We start from the raw sequence: 13385 nt of genomic DNA on the forward strand, positions 1-13385 counted from the left end.
AAGAAGGAGAACACCATGCTCGATCGCACTACCGTCCTCGCCGACACCGCCCGGATCCTGGACATCGACGTCGACGAACTCGACCCCTCGGCGAGCCTCGTCGACCAGGGTCTCGACTCCGTCCGGCTGATGGCCCTCGTGGAACAGTGGCGCAGCGCCGGCGTCGAGGTCGACTTCGTGGACCTCGCCTCGGCTCCCGACCTCGAGCAGTGGATCGCGCTGCTCACCCGCGGATGAGCGGGTGATCGTGGCCGTCTTCGAGAAGCTCCTCATCGACATCGACCCGCTGCGGACCAGCCGCGAGTTCCGGTACCTGTTCACCGCACGCGTCGTCTCGCTGTTCGGTCTCGGTTTCCTCATCGTGGCCGTGCCCGTGCAGGTGTACCAGCTCACCGGCTCGACGGCGCAGGTCGCTGCCGTGTCCGCGGTGATCGGTGTGACCACCTTCGGGGCCACCTTCGCGGGCGGGGTGCTCGCCGACCGGTACGACCGGCGGAACGTCATCGCCCTCGCCCGCGGCACCGCGGGCGTCGCCTTCGCGCTGCTGGCGATCAACGCGTTCCTGCCCGAACCGCAGATGTGGGCGATCTACGTGCTCGCCGTCGTCGACGGCATCGCGGGCGGGATCTCGGCGACCGCACTCATGGCCGTCACCCCCAGCCTGATCCCGCGCGACAAGCTCGCCGCGGCCGGCGCGCTCATGGCGCTCACCGCCGACCTCGGCTCCATGATCGGCCCGGCGCTCGGCGGTGTCGTCATCGCCGCCGGTGGTGTGGGTGTGGCCTACGCGCTCGCGGCGTTCACCACCGCGATCACCACCTTCTGCATCACCCGCCTGCCGTCGCTGCCCCCGACGCATGTCGCGGAGGAATCACCGCTGAAGTCGGTGGTCTCGGGCTTCCGGTACGCGGCACACAACCGCGTGGTGGGGCAGGTGCTGATCGTCGGGTTCCTCGCGATGCTGCTCTCCGGCTGGGCCGTGCTGATCCCGGAGTTCGCCGACGAGGTGCTCGGCGTCGGACCGTCGGTGGTCGGCCTGCTCTACACCGCGCCCGCAGTCGGAGCCGTGATCGGCTCGCTGACCAGCGGCTGGACCGGATCGATCCGCCGGTACGGGCTGGTGGTCTACCTGCTCATGGCGGTCTCCGCCGCCGGTCTGGTGGGTGCCGGCGCGACCGGGGTCCTCGCCGTCGTGCTGCTCGGCCTCGCCGCGCACGGTTTCGGCGACTCGCTCGCGGACGTCGTGCGGTACGCGACCGTCCAGCGCAACACCTCCGACGAGTACCGCGGACGGATCGCGGCCGTGTGGGGTGCGCAGGTGACGGCCGGTACCTCCGTCGGCGCGGTCGCGGCGGGCGTCGTGGCTTCGCTGGTGCCGGTCTCGATGGCCCTGACCGTCTACGGCGTGGCCGGTGTGGTGATCATCGCGATCATGTTCGTCGCGACCCCGACGCTGCGGCGGTTCGAGGACGCGGGCGATCTCGAATCTGTGGGCTGACCTGCGGGTCGACGAGGTGGGGCCGGGTGAACCCGGCCTCACCTTCGTGTCATGCCCGTCCGTCGCGCGCCCACGCCTCCACGGCCGAATACCCTTCGCTGACGCCCTGGGTGTAGGCGACGAGCGCGCCGTACAGCCGGGACCCCTCGGTGGCGAGCTCGATGGTGCCCACCCAATCGGCAGCGCGTGCCATGACGTGCGCGGAGATGTCCTGCCGGTCGCGGGTCGCGGACGACACGATCCGGAACGCCTCGTCGGCGATCCGGAAGGTCTCGGCGACACCGCGCCAGAAGTACTCCGCGTCCATGGCAGAGCGCAGCGACTCGTAATCCGTCGTGTCCTGCATCGCCGTGGCGTGTGCCAGTCGCTGCAGAGCATGCTCCGCAGCCCCGACGGGGAAGTACGTCACGTCGTCGATGGTGTCCTTGCCGCCGCTTGTCGTTCTCACCGCAGAGATGGTGCCCGATCTCGAGCGAATACGAAACAGCGCGTAGGTAACGGTATAGGCACGCGGCGTGTCGCCTACCCGGCCGCCGCCGGACGGTTCGGGATCAGGCACACGCACGACACGAGCAGGGCGGCGCAGACCAGAACGGCGACGAACACCGGCGCCACGGACGCCGCCAACTGCGCCGCGTCGGGAGCCCCCGCGGTGGTCTCGTCGGTCGCCGCACCACCGAGGGCCGCATTGGCGAGCGCACCGAACACCGCCACTCCGACCGCGCTGCCGATCGCGCGGGCGAAGGCGTTCGCGCCCGTGACGACGCCCCGCTCGGACCACTCGACGCTCGACTGCGCCGCGATCAGCGACGGGCTGGCGATCAACCCCATCCCGAGACCCACGAGCACGCAGCAGACCGCGACCTGCCAGGGAGCCGAATCCTTCCCGACCTGCGTCAGCAGTGCCGCACCGCAGAGCAGCGGCACCGCACCCACCAGGCCGGTGTTGCGGAAACCGATCCGCAGGTAGAACCGGCCCGACTGCGACGCGGCGATCGGCCAGCCGATCGTCATCGTCGCCAGCGTGAAGCCCGCGACGAGCGCCGTGGTCCCAGTGCTCCCTGCACGAACGACGGAACGTACGAGGTCAGGCCCAGCACGACCGCGCCCACCAGACACGACACGGCGCTGGTGGTGACGAGCACCCGCCGGGTGAACAGGCGGATCGGCAGGATCGGCTCGGCCGCGCGGGACTCGATCCACACGAACACCGCGATCAGCGTCGCGCCCGCGGCGAAGATGCCGATGCTCGTCGCCGACGTCCACGCCCACGACTGGCCGCCCTCGAGCAGCCCGAGGATCAACAGGGCGGCGCCCGCCGCGAGGGTCGCCGCGCCGGCCCAGTCCACCCGCGGTCGTGGTCCGGCCGGTTTCTCCTCGCGGAAGTTGCGGACGAGCACCCACGCCGCGAGGGCGCACAACGGCAGGTTGACCCAGAAGATCCACCGCCACGACAGGAAGTCGGCGAAGATGCCTCCCACGGCCGGGCCGACCACCGCCGACATGCCCCACACGCTGGCCAGATAGCCCTGCGCCTTGGCCCGCTCGGCGACCGTGTAGATGTCCCCGGCGATCGTCTGCGCCATCGGCAGCACGGCACCGGCGCCGAGTCCCTGCACCGCGCGGAACGCGATCAGCGCCGGCATGCTCCACGCCAGCGCGCACAGCACCGAGCCCGCCGCGAACACCCCGATCCCGAACAACAGGAGCGGAGTGCGGCCGAAGACGTCGGAGAGTTTGCCGTAGACCGGGACGAGCACCGCCTGCGTGAGCAGGTAGGCGGAGAACAACCACGGGAACTGGGTGAAGCCGCCCAGGTCCGCGACGATCGTCGGGACCGCGGTGGCCAGGATCGTGCTCTCGAGCGCCACGAGGGAGGTGGCGAGCATCAGAGCGATGAGGATCGGGCCCCGCTCGGACCTGAACCCGACGTCCACCCGCGACGATGCGGCCATGCCACTCCTGTTCTCGCTCGCGTCGCTGCTCCGTCGTGCTGTGACCGAGTGGGATATCCGCCACGGGTTGCGGTACGCCCACTCGATGAGCACTAGGGTGTCAGCGTGCGTCCTTCACTCGAGTCCTACCAACACCTCGCCGGCGGCAAGGTGCGTGATCTGTACGTGATCGACGACGAGCACCTGCTCCTCGTCGCCAGTGACCGGATCTCGGCCTACGATCACGTGCTCGAGACCCCGATCCCCGACAAGGGGCGGGTCCTCACTGCGATGAGCGTGTTCTTCTTCAAGCTGCTCGACGCCACCAACAACCATCTCGCGGGAGAACCCGACGACGAGCGTATCCCCGAGGAGGTCCTCGGCCGCGCACTCGTGGTCAAGCGCCTCGAGATGGTGCCCGTCGAGTGCGTCGCCCGCGGTTTCCTCACCGGCTCCGGCCTGATCGACTACCAGGCCACGGGCTCCGTGTGCGGTGTCGCTCTGCCCGAGGGTCTCGTCGAGGCCAGCAAGCTGCCCGAGCCGATCTTCACCCCGGCCAGCAAGGCCGCGCTCGGCGACCACGACGAGAACATCTCGTTCGACGATGTCGTCGAGAAGGTCGGCCTGAACCTGGCGATGAAGCTGCGCCAGGACACGCTCGACATCTACGACCGCGCCGCCATGTACGCCTCCGAACGCGGCATCCTGCTCGCCGACACCAAGTTCGAGTTCGGTCTCGACAAGGCCGGCAATCTGGTGCTCGCCGACGAGGTCCTCACTCCGGATTCGTCCCGCTACTGGGACGCGAACGAGTACGAGGAGGGCAAGGTGCAGCCCAGCTTCGACAAGCAGATCGTCCGGAACTGGCTCACCGGACCCGAATCGGGCTGGGACCGCGCCTCCGACACCCCGCCCCCGCCGCTGCCGCAGCACGTCGTCGACAAGACGCGTGCCCGCTACATCGAGGCGTACGAACGTATTTCGGGAATGTCCTTCGACGATTGGATCGGCTGACCGCATATGACCTCCTCGAAGATCACTCCGCCGGTCGCGAAGAAGGTGCCGCTCGAGCGCACCCACCACGGGCACACCTTCGTCGACGACTACGAATGGCTGCGCGACAAGAACGACCCCGAGGTCGTCGCGTACCTGGAGGCGGAGAACTCGTACACCGAGGCGCAGACGGAGCATCTCGCTCCGCTGCGTGAGGCGATCTTCGAGGAGATCAGGTCGCGCACCCAGGAGACCGACATGTCGGTCCCCACCCGGATGGGCGACTGGTGGTACTACGCCCGCACCGTCGAGGGCAAGCAGTACGCGATCCAGTGCCGGTGCCCGATCACCGACGCCGACGACTGGACGCCGCCGAACATCACACCGGGTGTCGAACTTCCCGGCGAGCAGGTGCTCCTCGACGGCAACGTCGAGGCCGAAGGGCATGAGTTCTTCTCGTTCGGAGCGTTCTCGATCAGCCACGACGGCACGCTGCTCGCGTACTCGACCGACGTCGTGGGCGACGAGCGCTACACCCTGCGCATCAAGGACCTCACCACCGGTGAGATGCGGTCGGACGAGATCCCCGGCACCGCACCGGGAGCGACGTGGGCGCTCGACCACAGCCACGTCTTCTACCAGACGGTCGACGAGTCGTGGCGGCCCGACACCGTCTGGCGGCACAAGCTCGGCACCTCCGTCGACGAGGACGTGAAGGTCTTCCACGAACCCGACGAGCGGTACTGGGTGTCGATCGGGTCGACCCGCAGCGAGAAGTACCTCATGATCTGGGTCGGCTCGAAGATCACCACCGAGGGGTGGGTGCTCGAATCCGAGAACCCCACAGGCGAATTCCGCGTGATCCTGCCGCGTCGCGAAGGTGTCGAGTACGGCGCCGAGCACGCCGTGATCGCCGGTGAGGACCGCTTCCTCATCCTGCACAACGACGTCGACCCCGAGACGGGGGAGAAGGCCGAGAACTTCGTCCTCGCCGAGGCTCCCGTCGACGACCCGTCCGCGCTGCGCACCCTGATCGAGCACCGGCACGACGTGCGCCTCGAGGACGTCGACGCGTTCGAGGGACACCTCGTGCTCGGCTACCGCCGCGAGGCCCTCACGCGACTCGCGGTGTGGCCGTTGACCGACGAGGGCTACGGCAAGCTCACCGAACTCGAGTTCGACGAGGAACTCTTCGCCGTCGGACCGGGCGCGAACCCCGAGTGGACCCAGCCCACACTGCGTCTGGGCTACACGTCGTTCATCACCCCGAGCCGGGTCTACGACTACACGGTGAGCACCGGCGAGCTGAAGCTGCTCAAGTCGCAGCCCGTGCTCGGCGAGTTCGACCCGACGCTCTACGAGCAGCGCCGCGAGTGGGCGACGGCCGAGGACGGCACGAAGATCCCGCTGTCGATCGTTGCGCGCAAGGGCACCCCCGAGAACGCCCCCACCCTGCTGTACGGCTACGGCTCGTACGAGGCCAGCATCGACCCGGCCTTCTCCGTCGCACGCCTGTCGCTGCTCGACCGGGGCATGGTCTTCGCGGTCGCGCACGTGCGCGGCGGCGGCGAGATGGGCCGGCACTGGTACGAGAACGGCAAGTCGCTGACGAAGAAGAACACCTTCACCGACTTCGTGGCGTGCGCGCGGCACCTGATCGACACCGGCGTCACGAGCCCGGAGAAGCTCGTCGCCGACGGCGGCAGTGCCGGTGGCCTGCTCATGGGTGCGGTCGCGAACATCGCACCCGAGCTGTTCGCGGGCATCCTCGCGAACGTCCCGTTCGTCGACCCGCTCACCTCGATCCTCGATCCGTCCCTGCCGCTCACAGTGATCGAATGGGACGAGTGGGGCAACCCGCTCGAGAACCCCGAGGTGTACGAGTACATGCGCTCGTACAGCCCCTACGAGAACGTCGAGGCCAAGGACTACCCGGCGATCCTCGCGATCACCAGCATCAACGACACCCGCGTGCTCTACGTCGAACCCGCCAAGTGGGTCGCCAAGCTGCGCGCGACGAAGACCGGCGATGCCCCCTTGCTGCTCAAGACGGAGATGAGCGCGGGGCACGGCGGTGTGTCGGGGCGCTACGAGAAGTGGCGCGAGGTCGCGTTCGAATTCGCGTGGGTGCTCGAGACGTCCGGTGCCTACCGCGCGGAGGCTTCCGCGCAGTAGCCTGCACGTTCCGTTGTCGGCAGCGGCGCCGGCATCGGCTCGTCCGCAAGCACTACCTGCCGTGAGCGGTTCGTATCAGCTCGCCTTTTCGTCGTCCGCCGCAGCAATTGCCGTGGCGGATAGTCGAACTCGTAGCGGATGGAAACAGGATCAGTTGTAGGAGTCGAGCATCTCCTGCGGCAGCGGGTCGAGCATGACGATCTGCGAGCCGTCCCAGGTGTACCGCACGGTCGCGGGGCCGCCCTCGGGGCAGCAGAACGGCTCGTCACCGGCGATCCAGCGGTACTCCGCCGTGACGGTGCCGTCGGAGGCGTCGACCACCGAGGTGTACGCGTACGGCTCCGACGTCGCAGTGCCCAGATAGCTGCCGTCGGCGAAGAACAGCACGTGCTCGGGGGAGGACGCACTGTTCCCACCCACCGCGACCAGCCACATCAGCGACGGGCAGTCGCCGACGACGGCGTCGGTGGAGTCCTCGATCTGCCACGCGAACCCGTCGTCGCTCAGACCCGCGAGCGCGTCCGCGACGGGAGCCGACGCCGGGTCGAGACACAGCCCGTTGCCTTCGAGCGCCGACGCCTCCAGCGTGGGCTCGACCGGCGCGGGAATCTCTGTCGACTCGGCGGGCACCGGTGCAGGTCGTGCCGTGTTCGCGCCCGTGGCCGGCGCAGTCTCGCTTGTGGAGGTCGTCGTGGGGACGGCCGTCGTGTCGTCGTTCCCGCATCCCGCGAGCAACGTCGTTGCGACGACGGGGATCAGGAGCGCGGTCGGATGGAATCTCACGTGTGTGCCTCCTCGGTGGAGTCGGGCAGGTGATCACCCGGTACGTCGCGACCCGCCGACGCCCCCGTTAACGGAGTTATCGCATCGTTGTCGCCTCGTCATCGGATACACGACCGCTCACCTGCGCAGTTCGTACCGGACCTGGGGTCGGCCGGCGCGGCCGTACTCGGTGAGACGGGTCGCGGCTCCGTCGTCGGCGAGTCGTTCGAGATAACGCCATGCCGTGACGCGTGAGACCCCCACGGCCGATCCGACTTCCGCGGCGGTGCGCGGGCCGTCGGCGTCGTGGAGGAAATCGGTGATCTTCGACAGCGTGTCGGGGGAGATGCCCTTGGGGGTCGACGGACGGGAACTGCTCGTGCGCAGGGCCGCCATGGCGCGGTCGATGTCGTGCTGACCCGCCGCCGTCTCCGCGTCGCGCAGCGCCGAACGATAGGCCACGTACTGTTCGAGCTTGTCCTGCAGCGCCGCGAAGGTGAACGGCTTGAGCAGATACAACACCACGCCCCGAGCGACCGCCGTCCGCACGACCTCCAGATCGCGATTCGACGTCACAGCGATGATGTCGGGGCTCGGGCGACCGGCGCTCAGGCGCGCGGCGACCTCGAGGCCGTTCGTGTCGGGGAGCCCGATGTCGAGCAGCACCAGATCCACCGGTGTTTTCGCCCGCGCCGCCGACGCGACCGCCCGCACGGCGTCGCTGCCCGTGTGCACGACACCTACCACCTCGAATCCGTCCACCCTGCCGACGTATTCGCGGTGGGCCTCGGCGATGAGCGGCTCGTCCTCGACGATGAGCACGCGGATCACGACGTGCCTCCGAGGGGGATCTCGGCGACGATCATCGAACCCAGCGACGGTTCGGTGCGCAGGGTGCCGCCGTGACGCGCGACGACCTGGGCGACGAGCGCGAGTCCGAGGCCGCGCTGCTCGGACTTGGTGGAATAGCCGCGCTGCATGGCCCGGGCCAGCACGTCCGACGACATTCCCGGCCCGCTGTCGGCGACCTCGACGACCATCGACGAATCCTCCTGGCGCACAGTCACCTCCACCCACGGATCGTCCGACGCATGGGAGGCGTCGATGGCGTTGTCGATGAGATTCCCGACGAGAGTGACGATATCGCGCGCCGGGATCGGAACCGGACCGAGTTCCGTGTCGTCGGTGACGGTCAGTTCCACCCCTCGTTCGGCGGCCTCGTCGATCTTGCCGAGCAGCAGTGCCGACAGCGCCGGTTCGTGGACGGCGCTCGTCAACCTGTCGATCAGATGTTGAGAGACCGCCAGTTCTTGCGTCGCGAAGGCGACCGCCTCCTCCGGCCGGCCGAGTTCGACCATCGTGATGATGGTGTGCAGGCGGTTCGCCGACTCGTGTGCCTGCGCCCGCAGCGACTCGGCGAACCCGCGGACCGAGTCGAGTTCGCCCAGGACGCCGCGTAGTTCGGTGTGGTCGCGGAGAGTGACGACCGTGCCGATGCGGCGCTCGTTCCAGTTCACCGCGTCGCTGTTGACGACGAGGGTGCGGTCGCGCGTCAGGTGCACCTCGTCGCGTGCCTCACCGGTGAGTGCGAGTTCGCGCAGTGTCTCGGGGAGCGTGTCGAAGGGGACCGGTCCGGTCGGGGGAAGCCCGAGCAGGCGGCGGGCCTCGTCGTTGACAACGTCGACCCGCGGGGAGTCCTCGGCCGTGCCGAACACCAGCAGTCCCTCTCCGATCGAGTGCAGGACGGCGTCGTGGTGTTCGTACATGCGCCGCAGCTGGTCGGGATTCAGGCCGAGGGTCTGCCGGCGGAGCCGCCGGGAGATGAGATAGGCGCCGACCGCCGACACCGCCAGTCCTGCGGCCACGACCCCCACGATGCCCGGAAGCCCCCGCAGGAAGTTCTCAGCGATGCGTTGCCGGGTCACCCCGACCGACACGAAGCCCACCAGGTCACCGTCGTCGGCGTGGACCGGCGCGACGGTGCGGATCGACGGGCCGAGACTGCCCGTGTACGTCTCGGTGAACGGCGTGCCCGACCGGGCCTCGTCGATATGACCGGTGTACGGGCGTCCGATCTCGTCGACGACGGGGTGCGTCACGCGAATCCCGTCCGGATCGACGACCACCACGAAGTCGGTGCCGGTCGCCTCGCGGACCTGCTCGGCACGCGGTTGCAGCGCCGCGGTGGGATCGGCCGATTCCAACCCCTCGGCGACCTCCGGGAACTGTGCCATGGTCACTGCGATATCGGTCACGGACCGGCGCGTCGCGTCGTCGGCGTCGCGGCGCTCGTCGACGGCGAACAGGATGCCCGCCACGACCGCGACCACGGTGAACACCACCAATTGGAGGATCAGCAACCGGCTCGCCACGCTCATGGGCTGCCGCATCTCGCGACGTCTCACCGGTCACCTCCCCGTGAACACTATGTACACAAACTTCCTCGGCGGGGCGTTTCCCGACAACCATTTCGGGTAGGTGGAAGTGACTCCGGTCACCACCGCACACGACATCCGGGATCGAAGGGCACCCCATGAGCACCAGCACCGAACGCGACGGGAAACGCCGCGACCGTACCCACTGGCTGTACATCGGCGTCATCATCGCTGTCGTCGCCGGTATCGCCGTCGGATGGCTGGCGCCGGAGACGGGCAAGTCGCTCGGTGTCCTCGGCACCATGTTCGTCGACCTGATCAAGATGATGATCAGCCCGGTGATCTTCTGCACCATCGTGCTCGGCATCGGGTCGGTGCGGGCGGCGGCGAGTGTCGGCCGGATCGGCGGACTCGCGCTGATCTACTTCGTGGGCATGTCGACAGTGGCACTCGCGATCGGTCTCGGTGTGGGCAACCTGCTCGACCCGGGCTCGGGCCTCACCCTCGATCCGGCCAACGCCGGTTCGGGTGCCGAACTCGCCGAGAAGGCGCACGCAGCCGGTGGCACCGTCGACTTCATTGCGTCGATCATCCCGACCTCCCTGCTCTCCGCACTGACCGAGGGCAGTGTCCTGCAGACCCTGTTCGTGGCGCTGCTCGTCGGCTTCGCGATCCAGGGCATCGGCAAGTCGGGTGAACCGATCCTCCGCGGCATCGGCCACCTGCAGAAGCTCGTCTTCCGCATCCTGACGATGATCCTGTGGCTCGCCCCGATCGGTGCGTTCGGTGCCATGGCCAACGTCGTCGGCCAGACCGGCCTGAGCGCCGTGCTGCAACTCGGTGTGCTGATGATCGCCTTCTACCTCACGTGCGTCGTGTTCGTCTTCGGCATCCTCGGATCGCTGCTGCGCGCGGTCGCCGGTGTCTCGGTGTTCAAGCTCGTGAAGTACCTCGCCCGCGAGTACCTGCTCATCTTTGCGACGTCGTCGTCGGAGTCCGCGCTGCCGCGTCTGATCGCCAAGATGGAACACCTCGGTGTCCAGCGCACCACCGTCGGCGTGGTCGTGCCGACCGGCTACTCGTTCAACCTGGACGGCACCGCGATCTACCTGACGATGGCCGCCCTGTTCGTCTCCGACGCGATGGGCAGCCCGTTGAACATCGGCGAGCAGGTCTCGCTCCTGCTGTTCATGATCGTCGCCTCGAAGGGCGCGGCGGGGGTCACCGGCGCCGGCCTGGCGACGCTTGCCGGCGGTCTGCAGAGCCACCGTCCCGACCTGCTCGACGGTGTCGGCCTGATCGTCGGTGTCGACCGGTTCATGTCCGAGGCGCGAGCGGTCACCAACTTCTCCGGCAACGCCATCGCGACCCTGCTCATCGGCACGTGGACCAAGTCGGTGGATCGCGAACGGGTCGACGAGGTGCTCAGCGGACGGTTGCCGTTCGACGAGAGCATGATGATCGACGATCACGAGCCCGCTCCCGAGCGCGAACCGGCGAAGCTGGAGAAGGTGTCCGTCTGATCCGGCATCCGCTACGACAATGGCTGTCCGCTACGGAAATTTCCGTAGCGGACAGCCATTTCTGTAGCGACTACGAGCCGGCGGCGATGAAACGCTGGTGCAGTTCGCCGATGCCGTCGATCCAGCTGTCGAGCCGCTCACCGGCGCGCAGGTAGCGCTGCGGGTCGCGGCCCATGCCCACACCCGCGGGTGTGCCGGTGAAGATCACGTCGCCCGGATACAGGGTGACGTTGCGCGACAGCTCGGCGACCAGCGCGGGCACGGAGAAGATCATCTCCCGCGTACGGCCTTTCTGGACCTCCTCGCCGTCGATTGCGCATCCCAGTTCCAGATCGTCCGGGTCGGCGAACTCGTCGGGGGTGACGAGCCACGGACCCTGCGGAGCGAAGCCCGGATAGGACTTGGCGAGACCGAACTGGGGCGCCGGTCCGCGCATCTGGGCGACGCGTTCGGAGATGTCCTGCCCCGCCGTCAGGCCCGCGACGTACGACCAGGCGTCTGCTGCGTCGACGTCGCGTGCCTCCCGACCGATGACGGCGACGAGTTCGATCTCCCAGTCGACGTTGCCGCCGTCCGGAATCGTGACCTCGGAGTCGGGGCCGGTGAACGCCGAGACGTACTTGGTGAACACCGGGGGCAGATGTGTGGGCGCCTCGAAGCCCGATTCGGCGGCGTGGTCGTCGTAGTTCAACCCGACCGCGAAGACCTGACGGGGTGCGGGGGAAGGGGCGCCGAGCCGGGCACGGTCGATCGCAGCGTGGTCGGTGACGTCCGCGTCCGCCGCCCACGCCCGCACCTCGTCCCACGACTCGTAGATCGAGGCGAGGTCGGGTCCGAACCGGCCGTCGGACGCGGTGGCGATGTCGATGCCCCGCTCGTTGCCGGGGTCACCGACGACGAGGACGGCTCGGTTGTCGAGGTTGGCGATGCGCATGGACGTTCTCCTGATGGCTGCGGTGGTCGGTTCGATCCTGCTATGTCACCGCGGCCTCCGACAGAGGTGGTGCTCGAGCCGTAGCGGGGACATCGAGGACGAGTTCGACCGGGTCTCCTGATCGCACCCTCCTGTCGGAGGGATGCGGCATAGTTCGGGGAAGAAGCCACGCAACGCTCTTCAACCGCACAACTTCGGGAGTCGCTGTGAAGAACCGAGCTCGATTCGTCGATGTCGAAGGCCGCCCCGCGATCCGCTTCGAGCGGGAGTACCCGTATCCGCAGGAACGCCTGTGGAGCGCGGTGACCGACCCGGCCGAACTCTCCCGATGGTTCCCCGCCGCCGTCGACATCGAACTCCGTGAAGGCGGCACGATCACCTTCACCGACGAGCCCGGCGCCGAGCCCACGAAGGGCACGATCCTGGCGTGCGAGCCACGCGGCAGCCTGTCCTACACGTGGGAGGGCGACGAACTGGGGTTCACACTGAACCCGACGCCGCAGGGCTGCCTGTTCGTCTTCGTCAACGTCCTCGGCGACCGGGAGACCGCCGCGATGGTCGCCGCAGGCTGGACGGTCTGCCTCGACGAGTTCGACGCCCTGCTGGCAGGCGAACCGCCGTCGCAGGAGACCGACTCGGAGGCCTGGCGGCCGGTCTACGAGTCCTACATCGCAGAAGGGTTCCCGGCGGGTGCTCCCGTGCCGGGACAAGGAGGGGAAACCTCATGAGCGAGTCCGAGAAGGGCACCGGACCCAAGCTGTTGTCGGGTGGCAACCCCCAGATCCCGAAGGGGATGGGCAGGGAACCGGTCGAGGCCTACATCGCGGCGATGCCCGAGTGGAAGCACGACATCGGCCGACGCCTCGACGAGCTGATCCTCGAGGACGTTCCCGACGTCCACAACGCCGTGAAGTGGAACCAGCCGCTCTACGGCACCGCCGACGACAGCTGGTTCCTCACGTTCCGCTGCTTCACGAACTACGTGCAGCTGAGTTTCTTCAGGGGGAGTTCGCTCGACCCGCTGCCGGAGAAGGGGTCCAAGCATCCCGAGATGCGCTATCACGACATCCGCCGGCTCGAGGACCTCGACGAGGAGAAGGTCCGGAAGTGGGTTCGGCAGGCCGCCGCGCTCCCGGGGGAGAAGATGTAGCACGCCGATGTTCGGGGGAGTGATCGGGCACACGATAGTTT

General features: G+C 68.3%; 12 protein-coding genes and 1 pseudogene. 7 read left to right on the plus strand and 6 right to left on the minus strand.

Annotated features, from left to right (window positions below):
- Positions 1-15: 15 nt before the first annotated feature.
- The gene (locus LPH33_RS03375) at positions 16-237 is read left to right on the plus strand and encodes a phosphopantetheine-binding protein (RefSeq protein WP_059382429.1); all 222 of its coding nucleotides are present in this window, start codon (positions 16-18) and stop codon (positions 235-237) included.
- A 10-nt stretch (positions 238-247) separates the two neighbouring features.
- Entirely contained in the window at positions 248-1498 is a 1251-nt protein-coding gene (gene entS / locus LPH33_RS03380; protein WP_229567034.1) for an enterobactin transporter EntS, read from the plus strand.
- A 49-nt stretch (positions 1499-1547) separates the two neighbouring features.
- Here the strand turns inward: entS and LPH33_RS03385 are convergent, their stop codons facing one another.
- Both LPH33_RS03385 and LPH33_RS03390 read right to left on the minus strand, forming a co-directional pair.
- Complete coding sequence (locus tag LPH33_RS03385; protein WP_064064571.1) at positions 1548-1946, minus strand: hypothetical protein; 399 nt, start codon at positions 1944-1946, stop codon at positions 1548-1550.
- 74 nt (positions 1947-2020) lie between these two features.
- Positions 2021-3453: pseudogene (locus LPH33_RS03390) on the minus strand (MDR family MFS transporter).
- 105 nt (positions 3454-3558) lie between these two features.
- On the opposite strand from LPH33_RS03390, the gene LPH33_RS03395 reads away from it, so the two are divergent.
- Together LPH33_RS03395 and LPH33_RS03400 are read left to right on the plus strand one after the other, a co-directional pair.
- On the plus strand, positions 3559-4446 hold the full coding sequence (locus LPH33_RS03395; RefSeq protein WP_229567036.1) for a phosphoribosylaminoimidazolesuccinocarboxamide synthase: 888 nt from the start codon (positions 3559-3561) through the stop codon (positions 4444-4446).
- A gap of 6 nt (positions 4447-4452) precedes the next feature.
- The gene (locus LPH33_RS03400) at positions 4453-6600 is read left to right on the plus strand and encodes a S9 family peptidase (protein ID WP_229567037.1); all 2148 of its coding nucleotides are present in this window, start codon (positions 4453-4455) and stop codon (positions 6598-6600) included.
- Between the two features lie 150 nt (positions 6601-6750).
- Here LPH33_RS03400 and LPH33_RS03405 read toward each other — a convergent pair whose 3' ends face one another.
- The 3 genes from LPH33_RS03405 to LPH33_RS03415 all read right to left on the minus strand — a co-directional run bounded on the left by LPH33_RS03405 (position 6751) and on the right by LPH33_RS03415 (position 9740).
- Positions 6751-7383, minus strand: coding sequence for an LppP/LprE family lipoprotein (locus tag LPH33_RS03405; RefSeq protein WP_088897503.1), 633 nt, complete (start codon positions 7381-7383; stop codon positions 6751-6753).
- Positions 7384-7500: 117 nt separating this feature from the next.
- Positions 7501-8193 carry a response regulator gene (locus LPH33_RS03410; protein WP_016694759.1) on the minus strand — a complete coding sequence of 231 codons (693 nt, stop codon included), beginning with the start codon at positions 8191-8193 and terminating at the stop codon, positions 7501-7503.
- The gene (locus tag LPH33_RS03415; RefSeq protein WP_088897502.1) at positions 8190-9740 is read right to left on the minus strand and encodes a sensor histidine kinase; all 1551 of its coding nucleotides are present in this window, start codon (positions 9738-9740) and stop codon (positions 8190-8192) included. Before LPH33_RS03415 ends, LPH33_RS03410 begins: the two co-directional genes overlap by 4 nt.
- Positions 9741-9895: 155 nt before the next feature.
- Here LPH33_RS03415 and LPH33_RS03420 point away from each other — a divergent pair, with 155 nt between their 5' ends.
- Positions 9896-11260, plus strand: a complete 1365-nt coding sequence (locus LPH33_RS03420; RefSeq protein ID WP_229567039.1) for a cation:dicarboxylate symporter family transporter — start codon at positions 9896-9898, stop codon at positions 11258-11260.
- Between the two features lie 70 nt (positions 11261-11330).
- Here LPH33_RS03420 and LPH33_RS03425 read toward each other — a convergent pair whose 3' ends face one another.
- Positions 11331-12194 carry a fumarylacetoacetate hydrolase family protein gene (locus tag LPH33_RS03425; RefSeq protein WP_160873739.1) on the minus strand — a complete coding sequence of 288 codons (864 nt, stop codon included), beginning with the start codon at positions 12192-12194 and terminating at the stop codon, positions 11331-11333.
- 206 nt (positions 12195-12400) lie between these two features.
- Here LPH33_RS03425 and LPH33_RS03430 point away from each other — a divergent pair, with 206 nt between their 5' ends.
- Both LPH33_RS03430 and LPH33_RS03435 read left to right on the plus strand, forming a co-directional pair.
- The gene (locus LPH33_RS03430; protein WP_138841688.1) at positions 12401-12922 is read left to right on the plus strand and encodes an SRPBCC family protein; all 522 of its coding nucleotides are present in this window, start codon (positions 12401-12403) and stop codon (positions 12920-12922) included.
- Positions 12919-13344, plus strand: a complete 426-nt coding sequence (locus LPH33_RS03435; RefSeq protein WP_229567041.1) for a DUF1801 domain-containing protein — start codon at positions 12919-12921, stop codon at positions 13342-13344. Before LPH33_RS03430 ends, LPH33_RS03435 begins: the two co-directional genes overlap by 4 nt.
- Positions 13345-13385: the final 41 nt, after the last annotated feature.

The sequence above is a fragment of the Rhodococcus sp. RDE2 genome (assembly GCF_020885655.1).
GTDB lineage: Bacteria > Actinomycetota > Actinomycetes > Mycobacteriales > Mycobacteriaceae > Rhodococcus > Rhodococcus pyridinivorans.

Bases quoted from the DNA above. Each gene is read 5' to 3' on its own strand.
- LPH33_RS03375 (WP_059382429.1), top strand. From the start codon at position 16: ATGCTCGATCGCACTACCGTCCTCGCCGACACCGCCCGGATCCTGGAC.
- LPH33_RS03400 (WP_229567037.1), top strand. From the start codon at position 4,453: ATGACCTCCTCGAAGATCACTCCGCCGGTCGCGAAGAAGGTGCCGCTC.
- LPH33_RS03415 (WP_088897502.1), bottom strand. From the start codon at position 9,740: ATGAGCGTGGCGAGCCGGTTGCTGATCCTCCAATTGGTGGTGTTCACC.
- LPH33_RS03420 (WP_229567039.1), top strand. From the start codon at position 9,896: ATGAGCACCAGCACCGAACGCGACGGGAAACGCCGCGACCGTACCCAC.
- LPH33_RS03425 (WP_160873739.1), bottom strand. From the start codon at position 12,194: ATGCGCATCGCCAACCTCGACAACCGAGCCGTCCTCGTCGTCGGTGAC.
- LPH33_RS03435 (WP_229567041.1), top strand. From the start codon at position 12,919: ATGAGCGAGTCCGAGAAGGGCACCGGACCCAAGCTGTTGTCGGGTGGC.